Genomic DNA, 24,684 nt, shown 5'->3' with positions numbered 1-24,684 from the left:
CACCCTTGATTCACTGCAACCAGTATAGACTAACCTTAAACTTTTACATTATTTTAGTTGCTTACTTTTCATTAATTAGCGATTATGAAAGAAAAGCACAGGAGGTGCCCCATGACAATATTCGAGTGGATTATAGTGATACTGGTATCACTACTCATATTTATATTTGGCCTCGCCGGAGTAACTGGCAGTATTTTCTTTGATAACCAACGCAATCAAAACCCACCGGAACACAAACTTAAAAACAAACCTTAATAAGTTTTTATTCTGTGTCGTAGGCTGGTGATGAGCAAAGCGAATCCCAGCGCAACAGCATTTTTATACCATATCGTACTGTTGGGATTCGCTTTGCTCATCACCAACCTACAGGATCTATTACCTTTTACTTCAAATACTTCGATCTCAAGTATGGTTATTAACCACAAAAAAGGCTCCATCAGGAGCCTTTTTAAGTTTTAAAGTTAAAGCTTAATTCAACCGCTGGAACACAGTAGCAATCCCCTGTCCCAATCCAATACACATGGTTGAAATACCAAACTCTTTATCTTTATCTTCCATCAACCGGAGTAAAGTGGTTGAGATTCTCGCACCAGAACAACCTAAAGGATGACCAAGTGCAATCGCGCCACCATTAAGGTTCACTTTATCCTGCCAGTTGTCACGCATGCCTAACCCGTCCAATACGGCGATTGATTGTGCTGCGAAGGCTTCATTTAATTCGAACAAATCAATATCCGATAATTTCATACCTGCACGCTTTAATGCTTTATTAACTGCTGGAACAGGACCAAAACCCATGATGGATGGATCGCAACCTGCGACACCCATTGAGACCACTTTAGCGATTGGCTTTAAACCTAATGCATCAGCTTTTTCACGCGACATGACTAGCATGGCCGCTGCGCCATCGGATATTGCAGAAGACGTTGCTGCTGTTACGGTACCGTCTTTTGGATTGAATACAGGGCGAAGTTTTGCCATATCCTCTATGGTCGATTCAGGACGAATCACTTCATCAAAATCGTATAAACGTAAACCACCCGTTTCATCATGCGCTTCCATAGCCAGGATTTCTTTTTTGAAACGACCTTCGATAGTGGCTTTGTGCGCTAATTGGTGTGAGCGGTAACCGAACTCATCTTGTTCCTGTCGTGAAACCTTATGCATCATGGCCAGCATTTCTGCTGTTAAGCCCATCATGCCAGCAGCCTTTGCTGTGTACTTGGCTAACTCTGGATCAAAATCAATGCCGTGATTCATCGGCACATGACCCATATGTTCAACACCACCAATAATAAACACATCACCATCGCCGACCATAATGGAACGAGCGGCGGAATGTAACGCCTGCATGGATGAACCGCACAGACGATTAACCGTTTGTCCTGCTACTGTGTGTGGCAAACTGGTTTTAAGCATCGCATTTCGTGCAATATTAAAACCTTGTTCTAAGGTCTGTTGTACACAACCCCAGATCACATCTTCAACATCAGCTGGATCTAGTGCACTGTTGCGATCCAACAACCCCTGCATTAAACGTGCCGATAATTCTTCAGCTCGTGTATTTCTAAACATACCACCTTTCGAACGCCCCATCGGGGTACGAATGGCATCAACTATTACTACTTCATTCATTTCTCTTTCCCCTTTGGTTATGCGTTGTAGAATTTTTTGTTGTCTTTGGCCATCGCTAACATGCCTTCGGTTGGCTCATAAGCTTTTCCTAAATGCTTGTACTTATTGGCTAGATCAACAATTGTTTGTATGCCGCTATCATCGACATACTTGAATACTCCGCCACGGAAAGGAGGGAATCCTAAACCATAAATCAATGCCATATCACCTTCAGCAGGGCTGGCAATAATGCCTTCTTCCAGACAGCGAATGGTTTCGATAATCATCGGCAACATATTACGCGCAATGATTTCTTCATCGTTGAACTCTTTGCTGTCCTGACAGACTTCTTTCAATAGTTCATAAGCCTTTGGGTCAGCTTCTTTAGTTGGCTTGCCGCGTTTATCGGTTCCGTAAACATAAAAGCCTTTGCCGTTTTTCTGGCCATAACGCTCATGTTCAAACATGACATCAATCGCATCTTTCTCTTCTTTGCTCATACGATCCGGGAAACCTTCCGCCATTACTTCGGCTGCATGCTTACCAGTATCCATGCCCACTACGTCCAGCAGATAAGCAGGACCCATTGGCCAACCGAACTTCTTACTCATGACTTTATCCACTTGCTGGAAATCTGCGCCATCTCTTAACAGTTTGGTGAAACCACCAAAATAAGGGAATAGAACTCGATTAACGAAGAAGCCCGGGCAGTCGTTAACCACTACTGGTGACTTACCCATGGCGCTTGCATAAGCTACGACACTGGCAATGGTTTCTTCAGAAGTATTTTTACCCCGAATGACTTCCACTAATGGCATCTTATGTACTGGGTTGAAAAAGTGCATGCCGCAGAATTTTTCCGGGCGTTTCAAAGCTCCGGCTAAGCGATCAATTGAAATAGTAGATGTATTAGAACAAATGATGGCGTCTTCAGGCATCATTTGTTCCACTTCTTTTAGTACCGCTTCTTTGACCTTTGGATTCTCAACCACTGCCTCAACGACAATGTTGGTATGCTTGATCTCATCGTAACTTAAGGTTGGTTTTATGCTGGCAATACCCTGTGCCATTTTTTCAGTACTGATCTTGCCGTATTTAACACCCTTACCAAATAACTGAATGGCTTCATTCATGCCCTGCTCAAGCGCTTCCTGGCGAATGTCTTTCATAATCGCTGGTACGCCGCGTGAAGCTGACTGGTAAGCGATACCACCGCCCATAATTCCTGCACCTAAAACCGTAGCAGCCTTTACTTCAACATCCTTTGCCTTAGAGGCTTGCTTGGCTTTTTTCTTTAAAACCTGATCATTTAGGAATAACTGTATCAGTGCCGAAGCCTGTGGGCTTTGCGCCACATCAGCAAAGACTTCATGTTCAAATTTGATGGCTTCTTCTAGTGGCAGAGCTGCACCTTTTTCAATCGCTTCAACCGCTTTAACCGGTGCTGGATAATGTGGCCCTGCTTGACCAGCGATATAGGCCTTTGAAGTCATAAATGACATGCTCGCCTCAATTTTATTAAGCTTTAATGGTCCCGTCTTTTCTGCACGACGGCCTTTCCAGTCCAACTTACCTTCAATCGCTTCGAGCAACATTCGTTCTGTTGCTGCGAACAGGTTATCACCATCTACCACAGCATCAATCGCACCTATTTTCAATGCGGCGTCTGGTTTACTCGGTTTGCCACCGGCAATCCATTCAAATGCATTATCAGCACCAATCACTCTTGGCAACCGAGTGGTGCCACCGAAACCAGGAATCAATCCCAACTTGGTTTCCGGTAAGCCTACTTGCGCACCGGTAGAAGCGATACGCATATCACAACTTAAGCACATTTCCATACCGCCACCTAAAGCAATCCCATTGATGGCAACAGCAGTTGGGAACGGCAAGTTTTCAAAACCAGTAAATATAGCGTTCGCTTGTACAATCCACTTCATTAACTCTTCACGTGGCAAAGCAAACAAGCCTAAAAACTCCGTAATATCAGCGCCGACAATAAACACCGGCTTACCGCTAGTGACCATGGCGGCTTTTATATCAGAGTTATCTTTTAATAGGCTAATAACTTTATCAAGCTCTTCTAGGGTATCGCGATCAAACTTGTTGACCGACTCTTTCTGGTTATCAAAACAGACTTCAGCAATCCCCGTTGGGTGCAATCTGCATTGAATCGATTGACCTTCAAATATCATTCTTTATCTCCATTGCTGGCTGCCAATCTCTCGCAAGAAATGCTTTGGCGGTAATTGTTCTAGCGGTTAACTCTCACTTTTCTGAGTCAGGGCTAAAATAAAGGAAACCAGTGTACTGCTGGAGGTCAGCAGACACAATTCAAACTTCTGGTCTGACCAATCATAGCGAAGTTTAATCGGAAACGAAAGCCCCCGACTACCCTTCTGATCGGGCGTGATTTCTGGAATAATGGTGCCACTATTGATTAACCACAAGCGGATACTTTATGCACGATTCTTCGTTGGCGCCTTTATTCAAACATCACATTGACGTTGTAACTCAGCGCTACCAAAAAGCCATGGAACATCATGATTTTGATCACCTGGTGATTCCGGCTGGCTCACAGCACGGCATCTTTCTTGATGACATGTCTTATCCGTTTAAATCCAACTTCCATTTTAACAGCTTTGTGCCTCTCGATGATTTGCACGATAGCGTATTGATTATCTCAGCGGATGGTACGCGCAAGCTGTGTTACTACCAACCAGTTGATTTCTGGCACTATGTGGCTGGTGATCCTGAAGGTTTCTGGGTTGAGCACTTTGATATTGTAATGACTCGTACCAAAGATGAAGTGCTTTCTCATGTGCCAACAACGGGTAACGTCGCCTATATCGGCGAAATGGCACGTCCTTTTGACGAAGATAATTTTGCAGCGGTAAACCCCGGCTATTTCATGAACGAAATCAACTGGCATCGCGCGATCAAGTCTGATTACGAAGTAGAATGTGTTTCACGTGCGAACCAACGCGCCGCCATGGGCCACATGGCTGCTCGCGATATGTTCTTCAAGAATGGCTCAGAGCTCGAAATCCATTTAGCCTATTTGTTGGCAACTGGTCACGCCGAGCATCAACTACCCTACGGCAGTATCGTAGCTTTAAATGAACACGCCGCCATTTTGCACTACACCTTATATAACAACCAGGCACCACAGCAGCACCGAACCTTCCTCATTGATGCTGGCGCCCGTTATAACAATTATGCAGCAGATATTACTCGTACCTATGCTTATGAAACGAATGAATTTTCCGAGCTGATTGGTGATATGGATGCGTTGGAGCAACGTATTTGCAGCAAAATAACCACAGGCCAATCCTACGTTGACCTGCATATCGAAACACACCATGAGATTGCCAAGCTGCTTAATAAGTACAAATTCTGCGATATGTCACCAGAGTCTATGGTTGAAGCTGGTGTTACCTCTACTTTCTTCCCGCATGGCCTGGGTCATCACATTGGCTTGCAAGTACATGACGTTGGTGGCCATCAGGCGAATATCGAAGGTGATCCAGCCCCACCGCCTAAGGCGCACCCATTCCTTCGTAACACACGTGACATTGAAACTGGCAATATTCTGACCATTGAACCCGGTCTTTATTTCATCGACTCGTTACTGGGTGATCTGAAGCAAACTGACCATGCCAAAAGCATAAACTGGGATAAGATTGAACAGTTTAAACCTTTCGGCGGTATTCGTATTGAAGATGAAGTACTGGTCACCGCAACGGGCCCACGCAACCTGACTCGTGAGCATCTGGATTAATTTTCAGTAATGTCGGACGCCGTAAAGCAAGAAGTTACCGGTTATCGGGTGCCTCAAGATACCGTTGAGCACCCGTTTTCATTTGAAGAAGTTATCAAGGGCAGTCGATTTATTGCTCGATTAGCATTTACGCCAACGGTCGAAGATGCCAAAGCCTTCATTAATCATTTCAATCAAACTGAGCCCGAAGCGACTCATCACTGCTGGGCCTATATCGTTGGCAACCCTTCGAGCACCACTTTAATAGCCTGCTCAGATGATGGGGAACCCAACGGAACAGCCGGTATGCCAATGCTAAATGTTTTGCAACATAGTGATGTTGGGGATATAACCGCAGTGGTTACTCGCTATTATGGTGGTACAAAATTAGGCACCGGAGGCCTAGCGCGCGCTTACGGCGGTTCCGTCAAACAAGCTATGGAACAACTGACTCTCGGTTCTCGAATCTATACGCAGAAGATTGATCTAACTTGTGCTTATGATCTTCAAAAACAGGTAGAATACTTGCTTAAAGAAGCACAAGCCGAGATTGAGCAAACAGACTTTGCTGAACAGGTAACCATTCGTGCCAAAGTCCCGCAAAATACTTTGCCCGAATTAGAAGTAGCACTTGAGGCTTATATCAACCGTAATCAACTAGAGGTAACCAAAGTTACATGTTAGCGTTAAAACATTTTCACATGAGTTTAGCGGCATTGACCGTTTTAGGGTTTTTAATCCGTAGCGTCTGGTTATTCAGAGGTAGCCAGCTGTTACAGAAAAAAGTGGTTAAAATCTTACCGCATATTATTGATACCTTTTTGTTAGCTAGCGGTATCGTATTAATGGTGCAATTTAAGATGTACCCACATCATCAACCATGGTTAACAGTAAAGATTCTGCTTATCGTTACCTACATAATGTTTGGCATAAAAATGTTTCATGCCACCGAAAGCAAAAAACGACTGATCTTTTTTGTACTAGCACTCGCCAGTGTTTTAGCCGTTCTTTACTTGGCAAGAGTTAAACCACCACTCTGGTAATAGAGGAATACTAAAAATGATCGACCCAAAAGTGCTTGATGATATTGCAAATAAATTATCGGATGCTATTCCTCAGTCAGTGAAAGATACTGGTGACGAATTTGCCAAACAAGCCAAGCAAATCCTACAAAATCAGCTAGCCAAGCTTGATCTGGTTACACGTGAAGAGTTTGATGCACAAACCAAAGTCCTGCAAAGAACCCGTTCAATGCTGGAAGAATTGGAAAAGAAACTTTCTGACATAGAATCTAAACTTTAAGATTTATTTATCTCTAGTAAAAAAGGAGCCTGTCGGCTCCTTTTTTATAGTTAATAAAATTATTGTACTGTTGGTGGTGGCAGTACTGTTAAATCCTTAGTACTAAAGCCACCATTATCCCCTATTAACTCGATTTCTACATTGTAAGTATTTGGCTCCAAGTGCAAATCTATATTGCTTACAGTTTCATCATCAAAATAATCAACTTTTCCTTCATAAACCTTCAGTCGCTCTTGAGGATAGATAATCAACTCTTTAAGATCAGCTGAACACCCTATTCCTCGATCGTTTTCTGTCCATAGAATTTCATTCTCATAAAGTATGGCCATATTAAACACGTCGCATTGACCATATTTAATAACTGCCGTTTCTAATTTATTTTGGTTAATAATATATACTTCAAAATAAATTGTTTCGCCGTACTCAAACTCCTGAGTCACTTCACCATTAGCTTTACTGAACACCATTTCAGTTCTCAGATTAAAAGAGTTTGACTCGTCTTTACATCCTACCAAGGTTGTTAATAACACTATTAAAATAGCAATTTTTTTCATTTTATCCCCTCTTTGTCCATGAAAAACAGTAACTTACACTTAAACAACTATCCTTTCCATAAGCAGAACTCGTTGTTGTTAACTGTTAGACGCATTTATAAACAAGAGAGTTACATTATTCTTCATCCACTGTTTTAACCTGACTGGCATTTGCTCTGATTTTATAGACTTCGAGTGCTGATATTTCTTTTTTGCGTGCCAACTGCAAAGCCATTTCCGCCAAGCTAACCATGCCTTGTTTTTGCGCTATCTCGTTGAGCTTGTTGATGTCCAGGCTATCCTTAATTTCTCCTGCTACTTCAGGGGTAATGCTTAATAATTCATACACCGATCGCCTCCCAGAAATACCGGTATTAAAGCACTCCGCACAACCAGCGCCTTTATAAAAGTTATCGCTTTTTGTTGCCTGAATTTCTTTACGAATTGACTCTGGTATTTTTTCTTCCACCAGACAGTGCTGACAATTTTTCTTAACCAGACGCTGAGCCAATATTCCAACTAACGCATCTTTTAATAAATAAGGTTCAACCCCCATTTCAACTAACCGAGTAATAGTGCTCACCGCACTGTTCGTATGCAACGTACTTAATACCAGGTGTCCAGTTAACGAACTTTCTACGGCAATCTTTGCTGTTTCTCCATCACGTATTTCTCCAACCATAATTACATCTGGATCATGCCGTAATATATTTCTCAATGCTCGAGCAAAGGTGTACCCAATCTTATGATTAACTGGAATTTGGGTTACACCATTCATCTTATACTCAACCGGTTCTTCGACAGTGACTATATGCGGACCTTCTTTTATCTTTTCGTTAATTGCCGCATATAAGGTTGTGGTTTTACCCGACCCCGTAGGGCCCGTAACTAAAAACATGCCGTAACTGGAATGTAATAAATTTACAAATCGCTCAGTATCCTTTTCATTAAAGCCAAGTTCCTTTATGTCACGCAGCCCTTGTGAACTATCTAAAATCCGAATGACCACACTTTCTCCATAAACAGTTGGCATGACCGATATCCGCATATCAATACTCTTATCACCGCCGGCATATTCAATACGTCCATCCTGTGGCAAACGTCTCTCAGAAATGTCCATGCCTCCGATAATCTTGATTCGACTAACCAGCGCCTGGTGCAATGATAAATTGAGTTTCCGGATTGGAGTCAAAGTTCCATCCATTCTATACAGCAACTGTAAATTTTTTTCTCTTGGATGAAGATGAATATCAGATGCTCCTTTTTCAATGGCATCAGTAATGATGGACGCCATCAAGTTAATCACCCCTTTTTTCTTACCTAGACTTTCTATTTCATTAGTGGCAAGGTTTTTGCTCGCATCAATACCGACCCGTTCCAGCTCGGTTAATGCTTCTTTTTCATTTTGGAATTGTACAATGCCGCTTAAATATTCCAGCAAGTCGCGCTTACTTGTTTTTACAGGCTCAATATTGCATCCAGCAATAAAACTTAACACCTGCATTGCATCAATCTGTTGCGGGTTAGTGAAAGCAACCTCCAGAAAGTTATTCTTTTTAAATAATGGTAGAGCCTGGTATTTAAACAGTAATTCTGGTGGAAACTTCTTTACCCATTTCTCATCAATTTCAATGGTACTTAGATCAATTTCTTTTATTTCGCCAGTATAACGATCTTCTTCTCGACCAAAAGTTGAACGCCCATTGCTTTGTATTACATCAATGTTTGTAATGTTTTTTTCTGATATCAAAACTATAAAGATGTGGTTTTTGTGTAAACGCAATACTTTCCAAAGACCTTTCTCGTTTTCACAATAAACACACTGGCCCGTTATGGTACTTTTTTTATTCATTTCAATTCGATAATTGGAGTAGTCCAGATTACCAGACTCTTTTTGATAATCTTCGAGGCTTTCAAAGACTGGTTTTTGTATGACGATATATTGAACGTCTTTAAATGCTATTTGTTTATCGGCTGTTATAAATATTTGCTTCTCGAAATCTACTTGTTCTAACTTAATGTCTTCCAATTTATTATCGATATCACATAAAACACTATTAGCTGCTTGCTCTTGAGTAGAGCTGATTACATCGGTCAGTAATACGTCAAAAATCATAACCCCTCCTTCGTTTCCCTAACTTTACTTCATTTTTTGGGGTTTTGTTTGATTATTGTCAATGATCTTTCCTTTGACATAATCAGCCCCCTTTTTTTACTCCCCCTCCTTGTTTATAACCTGATAGCAGCACACCTTTATTTAGTCTGCTGTATTCGCACTTCAACTTTCTTTTTTCTATCTTCCATAAAAAAGCCCATGTAATAACATGGGCTTTTGTTGAAGCTGTCGCAGGATTAATCTTTTAATAAGAAGGTGACTTTCATAACAACACGGAACTTTTCCACCTCTCCATCTTTAATTACCACCTGCTGCTCTTTAATCCAGGCAGATTTTACTTGGTCTAACGTTTTATTAGCTCTTCGAATACCTTGCTTCACTGCATCTTCAAAACTATCATTCGAGTCAGCGATAATTTCGGTAACCTTTGCTACAGTCATACCATCTCCTTTTGTTATTGATTCACTTTTATCTTACTCTTGTTCTATCACATCTCAAGATCTTATATCTCATTTTATGCGTTTGAAGCTAATCCTTTATATTTGCCGTATTAAATTTTCTTTAGTTTAGGCCTGCCATCTTCTGTAGCAGGTGTCTAAGCCTGGGTATTACACCACTGCCTTACCTTGATTGACTCCCTTAATCCTAAGAAAAGCAATACAAACCCTGATGGCGCACTTTTATTGGTGCTTGAAACCATGTATCTCTACAGGATTTACTCGTTAAATCATCGCTCCGCTTTGTAGCATATTACCTTTCTAGACTAAAACAGAATTGAAGTAAGTATTTACTTTCGCTATCCATCTCACTTTCTGCAATAAAAAACCGCCTAATAAGGCGGTTTTTTGTCGGTCTATTTAAAAATAGCATCGAATTTTAGACATCTAAGTTCGAAACGGACAAGGCATTATTTTCTATGAACTCACGTCTGGGTTCGACCTGATCTCCCATTAATGTTGTGAATAGTTGATCTGCTCCCACTGCGTCCTCAATGGTTACCTGCAACATGCGTCTGCCTTCAGGATCCATGGTTGTTTCCCACAACTGGCTTGGGTTCATTTCACCCAGTCCTTTATAACGCTGAATTGCTTGCCCTCTACGTGCTTCAGACATCAACCAGTCAAGTGCTTCCTTGAAGGATTCAATTTCCTGGATTTTTTCACCACGCTTAACGAAGGCTCCTTCTTCAATCAACGTTTCCAGCTTCTCGCCCAGCAAGGAAATCTTTTTATAATCACCTGAAGCAAAGAATTCTGTTGAGAGTAAGTACTCACTCTCAACGCCATGATGGAACATCACAAAATGAGGTAAATAATGCTCTAGTTCATTATCCTTTCGAACATTAAAGTTAAAACGAACAGCACCGCTTTTTTGATCTTTGTTTAGCTTAACTGACAAGCCATCCATCCACTCTTTGACTTTGGCTTCACTCTTCAAATCCTCTGTCTTTAATGTTGGATGATAAATCATACTGTTTAAAATATTAGAAGGATATAACTGCCCCAGTCGACGAATAGTAGTTTGTACGTCACGATACTCATTAACCAGCCGTTCAAGACCCTCGCCACTAATCGCTGGCGCATCTTTACTAACATAAAGCTCAGTGTTATTTAAGGCCGTTTGAGTCAGGTAATTCTCTAACGCATCATCATCTTTCAGGTATTGCTCCTGCTTTCCTTTCTTCACTTTATATAAAGGTGGTTGTGCAATATATATGTAACCACGCTCTATTAGTTGTGGTACCTGACGGTAGAAGAAGGTTAGTAATAACGTACGAATATGCGCACCATCCACGTCAGCATCGGTCATGATAATGATTCTATGATAACGAGTCTTATCAGCGTCAAACTCTTCACGACCGATCCCACAGCCAAGAGCTGTAATCAAAGTGCCAACCTCTTGTGAAGAAAGCATTTTATCGAAACGAGCCTTTTCTACATTCAGAATCTTACCTTTCAAAGGTAGAATTGCCTGATTCTTACGGTCACGGCCTTGTTTAGCAGACCCTCCCGCAGAATCACCCTCCACAATATACAGTTCTGATAATGCAGGGTCTTTTTCCTGACAGTCGGCTAATTTTCCCGGTAGGCCCGCAATATCAAGCGCCCCCTTACGGCGAGTCATCTCTCTTGCTTTCCTGGCAGCCTCACGAGCTCTAGCGGCGTCTATCATCTTATTAACTACAGCTTTAGCTTCACCCGGGTTTTCCAACAAGAAGTCTTTAAGATGCTCTCCCATGGCCTGCTCAACCGCAGTTTTAACTTCGCTAGATACTAATTTGTCTTTCGTTTGTGAACTGAACTTAGGATCTGGTACTTTGACAGAAACTACTGCTGTTAAACCCTCACGAGCATCATCACCCGTTGTGTTAACCTTTCCTTTCTTGTTATACCCCTCATTTTCCATGAAGTTATTCAAGCCGCGTGTTAAAGCTGCACGGAAACCTGCCAGGTGAGTTCCGCCATCTCTTTGCGGAATGTTATTGGTAAAACAGAAAATGCTTTCCTGGAAGCCATCATTCCATTGCATAGCAACCTCAACAGTCACTCCATCCTCTTCCCGCTCATGGGTGAAATGGAAGACTTTTTCATGAATTGCCGTTTTCTTACTGTTTAGGTATTCAACAAAGGCTCTTATACCACCTTCGTACTTAAAGTGATCCTGCCTGCCAGTGCGCTCATCCGCCAAGCGTATGCCGACACCAGAGTTCAAAAAGGATAGCTCACGTAGACGCTTAGCTAGAATATCGTAATGGTATTCGGTATTAGTAAATGTCTTATCACTAGGCTTGAATCGAATTTCTGTGCCTGTCGTCTCAGCATCCCCAACAATCTCAAGCGGCGCTTGAGGCACCCCATGTACATAAATTTGCTCATAACGCTTTCCACCACGACGAATGGTTAGCTTCAGCTCTTCAGAGAGAGCATTTACCACCGACACACCAACACCGTGCAAGCCGCCTGATACTTTATAAGAGTTGTCATCAAACTTACCGCCAGCGTGCAGTACAGTCATAATTACTTCAGCAGCAGAAACACCTTCTTCTTCATGCAGTTCAGTAGGAATACCACGTCCATTATCTTTAACAGATACTGAGTTATCGCTATGAATGGTTACGTATATGTCTGTACAGTGACCGGCAAGTGACTCATCAATAGAGTTATCAACCACCTCAAATACCATATGATGCAAGCCTGTGCCATCATCAGTGTCACCGATATACATGCCTGGACGCTTGCGAACCGCATCCAAACCTTTCAATACTTTAATACTGGACGAATCGTAACTGTTATTTTCCGACATACAGATTCCTTATGATTGTTCTGTTGAGCTTATTGCGCATTCATTCTTGAGGCTCTATTACCGAAACAGCCCCATGTTCCACGTGGAACAACCTGGCATTATTATACCTGTTTATGAGGCTTTTGAGAGGATCTAAATGCACACAAGTGATAAATATTTGCTGCTCTACAGGCTGATTAGCCAAGAAGTTTAAGAGCATTTGCTGATGCGCTTCATCAAGTTCTGCACCAATATCATCGAGTAGGAATACAGGATACTGGTGGCCTTTCTGTTGAGCAAGGTTTAACTGTGCTAGTTTTAGAGCTGTTGTGACCAATTTTTGCTGGCCTCGTGATAGATAGTCAGCAGCAAGGTGTTTTCCGGATAAAATTTTTATATCAGCCTTTTGTATCGTGGCCTGTGTATAACCAAGTTTTTTGTCTTTCGGGTATTGTTGATATAAGACTTCCGCAAGCTCTTTATCTTGCCAGCCTCGGTAAAACTCTAAAGACAATTCGACGTCAGGTAAAAACTCTGAGACGATTTTCTTAAAATAAGGACTAAGTAAAGAACAATACTCTAGTCTGTACCGACTTATTTGTTCAGAAAGTGGCACAAGCTGCTTGTCCCAAACTTCAATATCCTTATAGGAATTGCTGTTTTTTAGCATCTTGTTCCGCTGAAGTATAATACGCTGACAGTCTTGCCAGCGTTTTAAGAAAGAATGTTCCACGTGGAACACTCCCCAATCAAGCAGCTTACGGCGACCACTAGGCCCTTTGGTTATGAGTTCATAATGCTCGGGAGCAAGAATTTGAATCGGGGCCAAGCTTACAAGATCGCTCAGCTTGGTGAGATTATCTTGGTCTAGCCTAATTCGGACGTCATTATTTCTGAAGCGTTGAATACCTAGTCGATGACTGACATTTTTAGACAGCAGCTCACCGTAAAGAGTAAACGAATCTTGGTCGTAGTTAATGAGCTTGTTATGACGACTGGTGCGAAAGGAGCGGCCGTGACCAAGAATAAAAAGGGCTTCAAGGATGCTGGTTTTCCCAGCGGCATTATCACCGTAAATGATATTCAGCTGAGATGAAAAATGCAGCCTGGACGACTGCAGATTCCTGAAATTTTGAATAGATAAAGATTTTATATGCATCTAGGATGCTGAAGATAATAAAGAATGTTTAGAGTCGCATTGGCATGACGACATAAAGACTTTCCCCACCATCTACCTCTTCGATCAAAGTGCTGCTGTTAGCATCAATAAAGGTAAGCTTAACCTGGGGAGTTTTTATAGTGTTCATTACATCAATCATATAGCTGACATTAAAACCGATTTCTAAATCAGATCCCTGGTAATCAACACCAAATTCCACCTCGGCTTCTTCTTGCTCCGGGTTATTAGCATGCAACCTGACTTGTTCATTGGTTAGCATGAAGCGAACGCCGCGGAACTTTTCATTACACAGGATTGAAGCACGTGACAAGGACTCTTTGAACAGTTCTCTATCGGCAATAACTGTTTTGTCACCATTGCGGGGGAGCACTTTATCGTACTCAGGAAAACGACCATCAACCAGCTTAGAAGTAAAAGAGTAGTCAGTCCCTATTACTTTAATATGGTTGGATCCCAAATTTAGGGTTACAGTTTCGTCACTATGCTCTAGCAAACGAGCCAGTTCAGTAACACCTTTACGAGGAATAATTGCGCTAATTTTATCTTCGGTATCAATCTTAACTTTGGCACGAGACAGAGCTAAACGATGGCCATCAGTGGCAACGGTGGTTAATTTGTCATTATCAAACTCAAAAAGCATGCCGTTCAGATAGTAACGAACATCCTGTTGAGCCATTGCGAATTGAGTTTTTTCAATAAGGCTCTTGAGAATTTCCTGCGTTAATTCCAAAGAGGCCAAACTGACAGTTTCATCAAGGTTGGGAAATTCATTAGCGGACATGGTTGATAAACTAAACCGGCTGCTAGGAGTAATGATTTTTAAACGAGTGTCGGATTGCTCGACTTTAACATTCTCGCCATCACCTAGACTGCGCACAATATCTAAAAGCTTACGCGCTGGAACTGTGATTTCACCAGGCTCGAACTCGCCTTCTAGATCTACCTGAGCCTTAAGCTCAACCTCTAAATCAGTAGCAGTTAGTGATAACTTACTATCATCAACCACCATTAAAACATTAGATAGAACAGGTAGTGTTTGTCGTTTCTCTACTGCACCACTAACCAATTGAAGTGGCGCCAGCAATTGATCCCGGCTTATGGTAAAACGCATATAGATACCTTGTTATTAGCTGGACAAAGTCCGAAGTAAATTTGAAAAATCTTCTTCTATATCGATGCTTTCGCCTTTTAGCTGCTCAATCTTGCGGCAGGCATGCAAGACCGTAGTATGGTCTTTTCCCCCAAAAGCATCGCCAATTTCTGGCAGACTATGGTTAGTTAAATTTTTAGCCAGAGCCATAGCCATTTGACGTGGTCGTGCGATAGAACGACTGCGCCTTTGAGATAATAGATCAGAAACCTTAATCTTGTAATAGCTGGCAACCGTTTTTTGAATATTTTCAATCGATATGAGCTTATCTTGAGCAGCAATAAGGTCTTTCAAGGCATCTTTAACAAAATCCAGGGTGATGGCTCGACCAGTAAACTGTGCATTAGCTAGAACACGCTTTAATGCCCCCTCAAGCTCTCGAACATTAGAACGGATACGCTTAGCTATGAAAAAAGCCACCTCATTCGGTAGCTCAATTTTAGAGCTATGAGCCTTACTCATAAGAATGGCCACACGGGTTTCCAACTCTGGAGGCTCAACGGCAACGGTCAACCCCCAGCCAAAACGGGATTTCAACCGCTCTTCAAGACCATCAACCTCTTTCGGGAAGCGATCACAGGTGATAATAACCTGTTTGTTCTTTTCGATGAGGTTATTAAAGGTATGGAAAAATTCTTCCTGGGTGCGACCTTTATTGGCAAAAAATTGAATGTCATCGATTAAAAGTGCATCTACAGAACGGTAAAAATTTTTAAATTTATCCATGGTTCCTGTTTGTAAAGCTTTGACCATGTTAGCCATGAATCGCTCTGAGTGCAGATATACAATTTGAGCGTTAGGGCTTTTTTCAAGGATGGAGTTACCGATAGAGTGCATTAAGTGGGTTTTACCCAAGCCAACTCCACCATAGATGAATAATGGGTTATAGCCTTCACCTGGATTTTCAACCACTTGCTGGGCCGCAGCACGAGCAAGTTGATTAGATTTACCTTCAACAAAACTTGAAAAGAGGAAGTTGGGATTTAGATTATTCTGTTGAAAACCTGAGTTTTGATGATTTTGCTGACTTTGGGAGGGACGACTTTTGTATGAAACAGCTGCGGAGGTATGACCATTAGCAGTCGTCGACTCCGAAGAAACAGGGACTTCTACTCCTTGATTAGCATTGCCCACATGCAAAGAGATTTGCTTAGCTTGCTGACTATCACCGGAATCTCTCTGACCAATATGCTCATTAATTCGGTCTAAATACTGCTGACGAATCCAATCAACAAAAAAAGGATTCGGAGCATACAGAGCCATCTCTGAATCAGTTTCTTTAACTTGAAGAGGTTTAATCCAAGTGTTGAATTCAGTTGCTGACAACTCGGATTGCAGCTTCTGCAAACAACTCCGCCAAACAGTACCCGTCATTATTATTAGAGTCCTAAATTTTTGTTTATATGTCATTAGCGAAGGGATAAATTCTATTCTTTCGCTAGATTTGGTCACTTCAAACGGTGAGAGACTAAGTTTAGATCCAGAAGATAAAATAATCCACAACTTTACCTATATATTTTTACTATAAACACAAAGCTAATGATAAAGCCGCTAGAATTAAAACTATACAAAAAATAACTCAAAACTGACTAAAGAACCTTTATGTGGGTATATACTGTATAAAATCCCTTTAAAACTGTGCATATAACCGGAATTAAGTGATTTAACACAGTTATGCAAGTTTAATCCCAAGCTTTTGAGACAAGTTGTAAAGAGACTTATCATTGACTTAAACATCTAATATTTAAAGTGAAAAGGTACTTATTCACAGAAAATAAAAAGCTAATAATAATAATAAGATCTTTTTAAAAAGATCTATTAATATTACACACTTAATAACCCTAAAATAGACTTTGCTAGCAAAGATAACATTGAGAAAAGTAATCTTTGAAGCAGAGTCAGCAAAAAAAGCAATTTATTGACACTTTTGTAAATATAGAAGGTTTAATTGAAATGAAAATTATCCACAGTTGAGAAAGAAAATCGAGAAATGGATGATGTTGTGCTTTTTTGTTGGCTCTACTACCAGATAAGATAAGATGAGTAAATTATAGACAGAAGCTAGCAATTTTATAAAAATTGAAGACTTAATATAAAGTGCAAAATTATTGTTAAATAATCTCCAAGATCGTTGCACAAACGCTATAAATCCTATAGAATCTCGCGTCCTTGTAGTAGAGCTGGATTGTATTTTAACCGCAGAGAATTGGTCTCTGGGGTCAAGAATCAGCTTAAATTTTATTGGCTAGTGGGTTTAATCCGATGAAAAGAACATTTCAACCAAGCATTATCAAGCGTAAGCGTACTCACGGCTTCCGTGCACGCATGGCAACAAAAAACGGACGTCAGGTTATTAACCGTCGTCGCGCAAAAGGTCGTAAGCGTTTAAGCGCCTGATAAGTAAAGTATTCCTTGATGTGAGCGCTAAGCAGGCTTGTGAAAAACAGCTTTCTGCTGGCTTTTCAACGAGTCTGCGATTGCTCACAGCAGAGGATTATAAAAGGGTTTTTACGAATCCTGTCAAAATAGTTTGCCCTCCTTACACCCTTCTTGCTATACCAAATCAAAAGACTTATCCAAGACTCGGCTTAATTGTGGCTAAAAAAAATGTCCGTAGAGCTGTAGATCGCAATAGGATCAAAAGGTTAGCTAGAGAAAGTTTTCGTTTAAATCAGCAACGCCTACCCAACTATGACATTGTTTTATTAGCCAGACGTGGTAGTAGTCAGTTGGTGAATGAGGTATTATTCGAGCACCTTGAACAGCTCTGGAATCGTTTACAGAGAAGGGTGAACAAGTGATAAATCAATTGCTGATAGGAATCGTGCGCGGATATCAAAAAATATTGAGCCCTGTTATGGGGAATCAATGTCGTTTTTATCCGACCTGCTCTAATTATTCTATAGATGCATTACAGCAACACGGGGCAATTAAAGGCAGTTGGTTGACTATAAAGCGAATTTCTCGTTGTCATCCTGGATGCGAGGGTGGTCATGATCCTATCCCTCCAGTAAACAATTAACAGTACACGCAAAGAATTAAAGAGATTGCTATGGAATCGATGCGCGGATTTTTTATTTTAGGTTTGGCTATTTGTACATTTCTACTGTACCAGGCCTGGCAGAAAGATTATGGCCCGCAAGCTCAACAAGAACAAGCTGAGCAATTTAGCCAAGAAGCAGCTGTTACTGACAGCGAAGTTAAAAACAGTAATTTAATTGAAGTCACTACCGATGTTTTGAAAATAAAAATAGATCGGGTTGGCGGCGATGTAGTTTATGCTGAGTTAAATAATTATAACCGTGAGCTTGATAGTGAAAATGAGCGTGTGGTGTTATTTGATTATAGAGAGCGTCTATATCAAGCGAAAAGTGCCCTGTTGGGCAACGGAGCACCGGATAACCAACTTCCTCGCGCGAGTTACCAAACTGAAAAAAACACTTTCCAATTGTCCCAGGGGCAGGATGAATTAAAAATACCTTTAACCTGGATAAATGACGAAGGTGTCGAGTTTGTTAAGACATTCACATTTAAACGCGATGATTATGAGATTGGTGTCGATTATACAATTAATAATCAGTCAACCAATGATCGTACTTACAATTTTGTCGCTGAGTTGGTTCGTGATCAAAAACCGACAGGTCTGGAAGAAAAATCCTCATTTGGTATGTCGCCATTTATGGGAGTTGCCTACTCTCCAGAAGCAAGAAAATATGAAAAAATTGCATTTGATGATCTGACGGAAGAACCTGTTGATGTAACTCGACAAGGTGGCTGGATTGGTTATCTGCAGCATTACTTTATTTCTGCCTGGATTCCTGAACAACAAGAACAGATTAAAGTTACTACCACAGTAAAGTCGAACCAAAGCGCTATTATTCGCTTTATTCAACCAACCGTCTCTGTTCCAGCGCAAAGCAAAAGAGTCATTAAAGCCACTTTATATGTTGGTCCTAAAATTCTTAAACGTTTAGAAGCAGCTGCGCCAGGGTTAGAAAAATCTCTGGATTTAAGTTGGGTGTGGTGGATTGGCTTACCTTTATATAAGTTAATGCAATTCTTCTTTTCGTTTGTTGCTAACTGGGGTGTCGCTATTATTTTAGTTACCTTGGTAGTTAAGGCGTTACTTTACCCTCTATCAGCCGCGCAATACCGTTCGATGGCTAATATGCGAAAGTTGGCACCGAAAATGCAGCAGCTGAAAGAGCGCTACGGCGAAGATAAACAGCGTATGCAACAAGAAATGATGAAAATGTATAAAGAGGAAGGTGCCAACCCATTTGGTGGTTGTTTACCTATGCTCTTACAGTTCCCAATTTTTATCGCGCTTTACTATGTGTTATTTGAAGCTGTTGAATTGCGTCATGCACCTTTTTTCGGCTGGATTCAGGATCTGTCAGTAGCAGACCCATATTTTGTACTGCCTTTGTTGATGGGGGGTAGCATGTGGTTGATGCAAAAGCTGCAGCCACAGTCACCGACCATGGATCCAATGCAGCAAAAAATCATGAGCTATTTACCGATTGTCTTTACAGTCTTTATGTTGTTCTTCCCTGCTGGTCTGGTTTTATACTGGTTATGTAACAACTTAATTTCAGTTGCACAGCAACAGTACATTACCAAAAAGATCGAAAAGAACTACGCAACAAAAAGTAAGTAGACGTCTGAATTCAAGTGAGCAACCAAGATACTATTGCTGCGATTGCAACGCCACCCGGACGCGGTGGCGTTGGCATCATAAGACTTTCTGGCAAAAAGTCTCAACTTATTGCTGAGAAAGTTTTAGGCAAGTCACTTAAAGTACGTGAAGCTACTTACCTCCCTTTTTTAGATAGCTTTGGTCAAACTCTCGATCAAGGTATAGCCATTTTATTCAAAGCACCCAATTCTTTTACCGGTGAAGATGTTCTCGAGTTACAAGGGCATGGCGGCCCAGTAATTTTAGACCTAGTGTTAAAAGAAGTATTGGCCGCCGGTGCCAGGATAGCAAAACCAGGTGAATTTTCAGAGCGAGCCTTCTTAAATGATAAGCTTGATTTGGCGCAGGCGGAAGCGATAGCGGATTTAATCGAATCAACTTCAGAACAGGCTGCGCGTTCAGCCATACGTTCATTGCAGGGCGAGTTTTCAAATAAAGTTAATCGTCTGGTTGAGGCGCTCATTCATTTAAGAATCTATGTTGAAGCGGCCATTGATTTCCCTGAGGAAGAGATAGACTTTTTGTCTGATGGCAAGGTGCAGGGTGATCTGAATGCGATCCTTGACGCGATAAAGCAGTTAAAAAATGAAGCGCAACAAGGCTCTATTTTACGCGAAGGCATGACGGTCGTTATTGCTGGTAAACCCAATGCTGGAAAATCAAGTTTGCTCAATGCCCTGGCTGGGAAAGAGTCGGCTATTGTCACTGAGATTGCTGGAACAACACGGGATGTGTTGCGTGAGCATATTCATATTGATGGATTGCCGGTTCATATCATTGATACAGCAGGATTGCGCGAAAGTGACGATACGGTAGAAAAAATTGGCATTGAGCGTGCCTGGCAAGAAATAGAAAAAGCGGATCAAATTATTCTAGTTGCAGATGCAAGTGAAACACATCAGTTTATACCTCATGAAATTGACCCAGCCTTTACCAAGTTTGAACAGTTCAAAGAAAAACTACTGATTGTTGCTAACAAAGTAGACTTAACTGATAGTGTAGAAATAGCGAAAAACTTACAGTACAAAGTGTTACCGCTAAGTGCAAAAACAGGTCAGGGAATTAACGAGTTAAAAAAGACTTTAAAAGATATTGTAGGTTTTAAACAAACATCAGAAGGATCATTTATTGCCCGTCGTCGCCACCTTGATGCGATTGAGCGAGCATTGCAATTTTGCGAGAACGGTAAGCAGCAGTTGGAAGTATATCAAGCTGGAGAGTTACTGGCGGATGAGCTGCGCCAAGCGCAAAATGCGTTATCTGAAATCACCGGCGAGTTTACCGCCGATGATTTGTTAGGAAGAATTTTCAGCAGCTTCTGTATCGGTAAATAGTCAGGACGCCTGCTCTGCTGCCTGTTGCTGCAGTCCTATGCGCTCCCATTTCTGCCATTTTACTGAATCACGGTTATAAAGCTTCTGTAAGCTCAAAGTTAAAGCTACGAGTTCAATAAACTCAATAACATACAGTAGTATCCAAGCTACAGGGATAAAAGGTAGCAAGTTTTTATGGTAGCTTGATTTTGAATCAAGTTTGATCTGTAGCGTGACCAAACTGGAAGAAACCAGAATAACCGACGCCAGCAATGCAAAGTCCTGGCTAATGATGATGTAGCAATAAAACAAAGATAAAAATAAACCGACATTCAACAGTAGAATTTCAGCATAAACAGCTAACGGTAAGATAAACCAGGATAAGTAACGATTGTGCTGTGTATTGTTACTAAAGAATAATTCACGATGCTTCAGATAACAGAGAATACGACCATATTTCCAACGAAGTCGTTGTTTTCTTAACCCTTTCCAATCTGTCGGACCTTCGGTATATACCACTGCATCATGAGCATAACGAGTCTTATATCCGTGGCTTAAAATGCTCATCGAAAGATCAATATCTTCAGTGATAATGTCTTCGTCAAAACCTTTAAGATTGTGTAATACATCACGCCTATACGCTGCTGCCGCACCGCCAATGATATGAACTGCATTAAAGTAAGAATCAGCGCGTTTATAAAAGAAACCGCAAACATACTCAAGTTGCTGTAGCCACTCAAGAGGCTTCTTTTTATTGCCAACAATGATATTGCCTGCTACAGCGCCCACAGAAGGATCGTCGAAACGCTGAATAAATTTATAAATGGCATTTCTATCCACAATACAATCAGCATCAATGGTAATAATAATATTACCCTCTGCGATCTCTAAACCTTTATTCAGTGCTTTAGCTTTGCCGCCATTGGTTAAGGATAAATACTTAATGGGTACTAGATTATTCTGGTGTGATTGATATTGCTTAATAAACTGGGTGATCAGCTGATGAGTTTTGTCAGTTGAACCATCGTTAATCACCACTAGCTCAAAATCATCGTAATTAGACTGTAATACCGACTCAATAGTTTTAATGATGCCAACTTCTTCATTCCAGGCTGGAAGCAAGACACTAACTTTATAAGGCGTTAGTGTAGAGTAACCTTGGTTAACAGGTAAAAATGAGTACCTGATAGCAGCATACAGTTGAACCACTAATTTTGTAATTAAAGGTAACACCAGTATAAACAGGAAAAACCTGAGACTAATTAATGACTCGGATACAGGGCCTTCCATCAGAAAAGCCAAAATTAGAACCGTTGCAGATAACAGATACAAACTGGTAATTAACAGTTTGGTCGTAAGCTGATGTTGCTTAAATAATTTCATCATAGAAGTTCTGCTTTGTACCAAGAGTGAATAGGTTACACAAATCGCGAGCGATTATGGCATAACTATAGGGTGCTACAAAGCAATGTGTATGAAACAGTTCACATTAGGCTTTCAGCCTGTTATAGCAGTGTGAAGCATTCGGCAAAATAAGTTGAATATAAAAAAATAGACGGAAAATGATGGAACTTTAATAAAATCCCGCCGAGGGCGGGATTGGAGTGTAGATTTAATGAAAGGCAGGATTAGTTGCCAGAATATTCTCGTCTTACCCTTAAGTTACGAATCTCGGAAATTCTGAATGGCATTTGTAGATAATTACCTGCAGAAATTTGCGTGTTAATACGAGCAACGGAGCCATCCACTGACTCAATGGTACCCTTGTAGGACTTACCTCGATAATCAAAATAGGCCTGGTAGTTAATATACTTAGCAAGATCAGATGGATTGGTTGCTTGCAGTGTTAAACCTTGAATAGTTTCAAGGTTATCATCAACGACTTCAGTTTCTTCATCCAGTTGAGGCAAATCTTCAGGATTGGGTCGCGGACCAAAAAGCTGTCGTATTTCTTTATCATTTATTTTAATAGACATGTTCAAACTACTGATCATGAGTTGCGGTGACATGGATAATAGTTGAAATGGATCCATAGAATTATCAGGATATGTGGAAATCTTAATGTTACGCGGATTTGCTACATAATCAGCGTACTGCGTATAGAATTCATCGCTTAGGTAAATGGACTCATTATAAAAAAGATGTTTAAGGTAATTAAGGTGACGTTGGTGGTAGTCTTCTTTAGATATATCAACCAAGTCCGCACAGAATTCATTTAAGCGATTAATATAACCATCGTTGATATACGTCATGCCAATGCTTTTTAGTTTGGGGTTCATAGAGTTTTGGCTGATGTTGTCCATCAAGAAGTCCATTTGGAAGCTGCCGTAATCTCGGGCGTTGGCATAAAGCACAAAGTTAGCCTGATTAATGTGGTGGTCGTAATTGATGCTGGCGTCAAAATCCAGGGTTATCTGGCTGTACCCCATTTTATTTAAATCACTGATAGAGATTGAGCGCTTGGTACCGCAGCCAGCCATTTGTGTCTGCGTAAAGAAATCAGGTCTGGCGGCAAAAGCAGGTTCTGACTCCAAATCAAGGGATAATGGGAACTGAAAGTTTTTAATCTTAAGCACCATTGAGGAAGGGGCGTCGGTAAGCATTCGAGTTTCAATACTACGGACAAGCTTGAAAGATTCGATTAAGCTACCGGTACCGATCTGAAACTCTTCGATAGTCGCTTCGGTACTGGTCCCTGGGAAGGTGAATTTAATACCGCGAGTAACTGATTTGCCATCAATGCTGACAAAGGTACTATCGTAACTGGCCGAAGTAACCATGCGAAACTGAGAAAATACATCATCTATAGCTTGCTTGTTCTTATACCAGATGTAGCCATAACCTAAAGCGGCAGCAATTAATAAAAAGACAAACAATCGAATAAAAATCTTCACCCTTCTCTCCTTCACTTGTAATGTTTAATGGTGATTATTTCCATTAAACGAGGGTTAACATTATAAAGTTATAACCAGCATGGCAGATTATTGGTACCAACATAGATTGACTACGAAGCCGTAACACTGCCAGCAATATCCCCAATAAAAAAACGGACACCAGAGCAAACCAGTAACCAGAGTATTCTAGTAGGTGAAAGGCCATAAACACAACTGAGGATAAAAAAATTGCCCAGAAATTAGAAAACCGTTGGGATAAGCCTGATAATAAGACCCCTCTAAAGAGGTATTCCTCTCCAATTGGAGCCAACACTATTACTGAAATAAACAAAAAGTTTTTAGCAATAGGACCACCGTCGAGAATCTGTAATAAGGTGGAGTCTTCTGCCAATGGAGGGGAAAAAAACTGCCCTCCCCATAAAACCATTAAAGAAAACAGTGATCCTGCCATTAATGACAAAAGGAACCACAGGAAAGAGGTTCTAAGCTGAGGTAAAAAAACAGATAAAAAGAACGGTAAACTGAGGCGAATAACGAGCGAGTAACTGACAAGCAGTCCAAAGCAAACGGAGATAGCAAGTAGTAAAGGTGGAGGCTCTGCTCCAAGCGGTAAGTCGGCGAAATAATAGGCTAGAAAAAGGATGCTGTTGGTAGTAAAAGCAAGCAAAACCAAGGCCAAACAGGTTAAAATGATAGCTTCAGTAAAAGGGTATTGGTATTTTGGGTTGGCGCTGACCAATCTAAAGTGCTCCACCTTGTTGTTTTAAAAAGACTTGTTCTGCAGCAATGTTATACCACACTTTGGCGTGGCTGAAAGGCTGCGGAATTGAATAGGCTGTCA

23 protein-coding genes are annotated in these 24,684 nt (G+C 41.0%); 10 read left to right on the top strand and 13 right to left on the bottom strand.

What is annotated here, in order from left to right:
* The first annotated feature begins 111 nt into the window (after positions 1-111).
* Positions 112-255: a hypothetical protein gene (locus ACYTXU_RS12385; RefSeq protein ID WP_462207093.1), complete on the top strand. Its 144-nt coding sequence runs from the start codon at positions 112-114 to the stop codon at positions 253-255.
* A 213-nt stretch (positions 256-468) separates the two neighbouring features.
* Here ACYTXU_RS12385 and fadA read toward each other — a convergent pair whose 3' ends face one another.
* From fadA to ACYTXU_RS12370, 3 genes are all read right to left on the bottom strand, one after another.
* Positions 469-1,635 carry an acetyl-CoA C-acyltransferase FadA gene (fadA, locus tag ACYTXU_RS12380; protein ID WP_462207092.1) on the bottom strand — a complete coding sequence of 389 codons (1,167 nt, stop codon included), beginning with the start codon at positions 1,633-1,635 and terminating at the stop codon, positions 469-471.
* 17 nt (positions 1,636-1,652) lie between these two features.
* The gene (gene fadB, locus ACYTXU_RS12375; RefSeq protein WP_462207091.1) at positions 1,653-3,809 is read right to left on the bottom strand and encodes a fatty acid oxidation complex subunit alpha FadB; all 2,157 of its coding nucleotides are present in this window, start codon (positions 3,807-3,809) and stop codon (positions 1,653-1,655) included.
* Between the two features lie 66 nt (positions 3,810-3,875).
* Positions 3,876-4,064 (bottom strand): hypothetical protein, encoded by a 189-nt coding sequence (locus ACYTXU_RS12370; protein WP_462207090.1) that lies wholly within the window; start codon positions 4,062-4,064, stop codon positions 3,876-3,878.
* Positions 4,065-4,075: 11 nt separating this feature from the next.
* Between ACYTXU_RS12370 and pepQ the strand changes: the two genes are divergently transcribed.
* From pepQ to ubiK, 4 genes are read left to right on the top strand one after another with little or no spacing between them, the layout of a single operon-like run.
* The gene (pepQ, locus tag ACYTXU_RS12365; RefSeq protein WP_462207089.1) at positions 4,076-5,395 is read left to right on the top strand and encodes a Xaa-Pro dipeptidase; all 1,320 of its coding nucleotides are present in this window, start codon (positions 4,076-4,078) and stop codon (positions 5,393-5,395) included.
* A gap of 9 nt (positions 5,396-5,404) precedes the next feature.
* Positions 5,405-6,058 (top strand): YigZ family protein, encoded by a 654-nt coding sequence (locus ACYTXU_RS12360; RefSeq protein WP_462207088.1) that lies wholly within the window; start codon positions 5,405-5,407, stop codon positions 6,056-6,058.
* 17 nt (positions 6,059-6,075) lie between these two features.
* Positions 6,076-6,417, top strand: coding sequence for a SirB2 family protein (locus tag ACYTXU_RS12355; protein WP_462207087.1), 342 nt, complete (start codon positions 6,076-6,078; stop codon positions 6,415-6,417).
* Between the two features lie 16 nt (positions 6,418-6,433).
* Entirely contained in the window at positions 6,434-6,676 is a 243-nt protein-coding gene (ubiK, locus tag ACYTXU_RS12350; RefSeq protein ID WP_462207086.1) for a ubiquinone biosynthesis accessory factor UbiK, read from the top strand.
* A gap of 59 nt (positions 6,677-6,735) precedes the next feature.
* On the opposite strand, the gene ACYTXU_RS12345 is transcribed toward ubiK, so the two are convergent.
* From ACYTXU_RS12345 to dnaA, 7 genes are all read right to left on the bottom strand, one after another.
* On the bottom strand, positions 6,736-7,230 hold the full coding sequence (locus tag ACYTXU_RS12345) for a hypothetical protein (RefSeq protein ID WP_462207085.1): 495 nt from the start codon (positions 7,228-7,230) through the stop codon (positions 6,736-6,738).
* Between the two features lie 115 nt (positions 7,231-7,345).
* The gene (locus tag ACYTXU_RS12340; RefSeq protein WP_462207084.1) at positions 7,346-9,325 is read right to left on the bottom strand and encodes a GspE/PulE family protein; all 1,980 of its coding nucleotides are present in this window, start codon (positions 9,323-9,325) and stop codon (positions 7,346-7,348) included.
* A 236-nt stretch (positions 9,326-9,561) separates the two neighbouring features.
* Complete coding sequence (locus ACYTXU_RS12335; protein ID WP_462207083.1) at positions 9,562-9,765, bottom strand: dodecin family protein; 204 nt, start codon at positions 9,763-9,765, stop codon at positions 9,562-9,564.
* 436 nt (positions 9,766-10,201) lie between these two features.
* Positions 10,202-12,628, bottom strand: a complete 2,427-nt coding sequence (gene gyrB / locus ACYTXU_RS12330; RefSeq protein ID WP_462207082.1) for a DNA topoisomerase (ATP-hydrolyzing) subunit B — start codon at positions 12,626-12,628, stop codon at positions 10,202-10,204.
* A 40-nt stretch (positions 12,629-12,668) separates the two neighbouring features.
* Positions 12,669-13,766 (bottom strand): DNA replication/repair protein RecF, encoded by a 1,098-nt coding sequence (gene recF, locus ACYTXU_RS12325; RefSeq protein ID WP_462207081.1) that lies wholly within the window; start codon positions 13,764-13,766, stop codon positions 12,669-12,671.
* Between the two features lie 28 nt (positions 13,767-13,794).
* Entirely contained in the window at positions 13,795-14,898 is a 1,104-nt protein-coding gene (dnaN, locus tag ACYTXU_RS12320; RefSeq protein WP_462207080.1) for a DNA polymerase III subunit beta, read from the bottom strand.
* 15 nt (positions 14,899-14,913) lie between these two features.
* Positions 14,914-16,311, bottom strand: coding sequence for a chromosomal replication initiator protein DnaA (dnaA, locus tag ACYTXU_RS12315; RefSeq protein WP_462207079.1), 1,398 nt, complete (start codon positions 16,309-16,311; stop codon positions 14,914-14,916).
* An 888-nt stretch (positions 16,312-17,199) separates the two neighbouring features.
* Between dnaA and rpmH the strand changes: the two genes are divergently transcribed.
* From rpmH to mnmE, 5 genes are read left to right on the top strand one after another with little or no spacing between them, the layout of a single operon-like run.
* Positions 17,200-17,334, top strand: a complete 135-nt coding sequence (gene rpmH / locus ACYTXU_RS12310) for a 50S ribosomal protein L34 (protein WP_018623625.1) — start codon at positions 17,200-17,202, stop codon at positions 17,332-17,334.
* Positions 17,335-17,354: 20 nt separating this feature from the next.
* Positions 17,355-17,738 (top strand): ribonuclease P protein component, encoded by a 384-nt coding sequence (gene rnpA / locus ACYTXU_RS12305; protein WP_462207078.1) that lies wholly within the window; start codon positions 17,355-17,357, stop codon positions 17,736-17,738.
* A 56-nt stretch (positions 17,739-17,794) separates the two neighbouring features.
* Entirely contained in the window at positions 17,795-17,959 is a 165-nt protein-coding gene (yidD, locus tag ACYTXU_RS12300) for a membrane protein insertion efficiency factor YidD (protein ID WP_462209425.1), read from the top strand.
* 30 nt (positions 17,960-17,989) lie between these two features.
* Complete coding sequence (gene yidC / locus ACYTXU_RS12295; protein WP_462207077.1) at positions 17,990-19,597, top strand: membrane protein insertase YidC; 1,608 nt, start codon at positions 17,990-17,992, stop codon at positions 19,595-19,597.
* A 14-nt stretch (positions 19,598-19,611) separates the two neighbouring features.
* Positions 19,612-20,970, top strand: a complete 1,359-nt coding sequence (gene mnmE, locus ACYTXU_RS12290; protein ID WP_462207076.1) for a tRNA uridine-5-carboxymethylaminomethyl(34) synthesis GTPase MnmE — start codon at positions 19,612-19,614, stop codon at positions 20,968-20,970.
* Here mnmE and ACYTXU_RS12285 read toward each other — a convergent pair whose 3' ends face one another.
* The 3 genes from ACYTXU_RS12285 to ACYTXU_RS12275 all read right to left on the bottom strand — a co-directional run bounded on the left by ACYTXU_RS12285 (position 20,971) and on the right by ACYTXU_RS12275 (position 24,582).
* Complete coding sequence (locus ACYTXU_RS12285) at positions 20,971-22,335, bottom strand: glycosyltransferase family 2 protein (RefSeq protein WP_462207075.1); 1,365 nt, start codon at positions 22,333-22,335, stop codon at positions 20,971-20,973.
* Between the two features lie 242 nt (positions 22,336-22,577).
* A complete protein-coding gene (locus ACYTXU_RS12280) occupies positions 22,578-23,843 on the bottom strand; it encodes a hypothetical protein (RefSeq protein ID WP_462207074.1) in 1,266 nt (421 codons plus the stop codon).
* A gap of 43 nt (positions 23,844-23,886) precedes the next feature.
* Positions 23,887-24,582, bottom strand: a complete 696-nt coding sequence (locus tag ACYTXU_RS12275; protein WP_462207073.1) for a lysostaphin resistance A-like protein — start codon at positions 24,580-24,582, stop codon at positions 23,887-23,889.
* Positions 24,583-24,684: the final 102 nt, after the last annotated feature.

The sequence above is a fragment of the Kangiella sp. M94 genome (assembly GCF_054926195.1).
This window is presented reverse-complemented; position numbering and strand designations above follow the sequence as displayed.

Coding starts and splice junctions, on each gene's coding strand:
- ACYTXU_RS12385 (WP_462207093.1), top strand. CDS start 112: ATGACAATATTCGAGTGGATTATAGTGATACTGGTATCACTACTCATA.
- fadA (WP_462207092.1), bottom strand. CDS start 1,635: ATGAATGAAGTAGTAATAGTTGATGCCATTCGTACCCCGATGGGGCGT.
- fadB (WP_462207091.1), bottom strand. CDS start 3,809: ATGATATTTGAAGGTCAATCGATTCAATGCAGATTGCACCCAACGGGG.
- pepQ (WP_462207089.1), top strand. CDS start 4,076: ATGCACGATTCTTCGTTGGCGCCTTTATTCAAACATCACATTGACGTT.
- ACYTXU_RS12360 (WP_462207088.1), top strand. CDS start 5,405: ATGTCGGACGCCGTAAAGCAAGAAGTTACCGGTTATCGGGTGCCTCAA.
- ACYTXU_RS12355 (WP_462207087.1), top strand. CDS start 6,076: ATGAGTTTAGCGGCATTGACCGTTTTAGGGTTTTTAATCCGTAGCGTC.
- ubiK (WP_462207086.1), top strand. CDS start 6,434: ATGATCGACCCAAAAGTGCTTGATGATATTGCAAATAAATTATCGGAT.
- ACYTXU_RS12345 (WP_462207085.1), bottom strand. CDS start 7,230: ATGAAAAAAATTGCTATTTTAATAGTGTTATTAACAACCTTGGTAGGA.
- ACYTXU_RS12340 (WP_462207084.1), bottom strand. CDS start 9,325: ATGATTTTTGACGTATTACTGACCGATGTAATCAGCTCTACTCAAGAG.
- ACYTXU_RS12335 (WP_462207083.1), bottom strand. CDS start 9,765: ATGACTGTAGCAAAGGTTACCGAAATTATCGCTGACTCGAATGATAGT.
- gyrB (WP_462207082.1), bottom strand. CDS start 12,628: ATGTCGGAAAATAACAGTTACGATTCGTCCAGTATTAAAGTATTGAAA.
- recF (WP_462207081.1), bottom strand. CDS start 13,766: ATGCATATAAAATCTTTATCTATTCAAAATTTCAGGAATCTGCAGTCG.
- dnaN (WP_462207080.1), bottom strand. CDS start 14,898: ATGCGTTTTACCATAAGCCGGGATCAATTGCTGGCGCCACTTCAATTG.
- dnaA (WP_462207079.1), bottom strand. CDS start 16,311: ATGACGGGTACTGTTTGGCGGAGTTGTTTGCAGAAGCTGCAATCCGAG.
- rpmH (WP_018623625.1), top strand. CDS start 17,200: ATGAAAAGAACATTTCAACCAAGCATTATCAAGCGTAAGCGTACTCAC.
- yidD (WP_462209425.1), top strand. CDS start 17,795: ATGGGGAATCAATGTCGTTTTTATCCGACCTGCTCTAATTATTCTATA.
- yidC (WP_462207077.1), top strand. CDS start 17,990: ATGGAATCGATGCGCGGATTTTTTATTTTAGGTTTGGCTATTTGTACA.
- ACYTXU_RS12285 (WP_462207075.1), bottom strand. CDS start 22,335: ATGATGAAATTATTTAAGCAACATCAGCTTACGACCAAACTGTTAATT.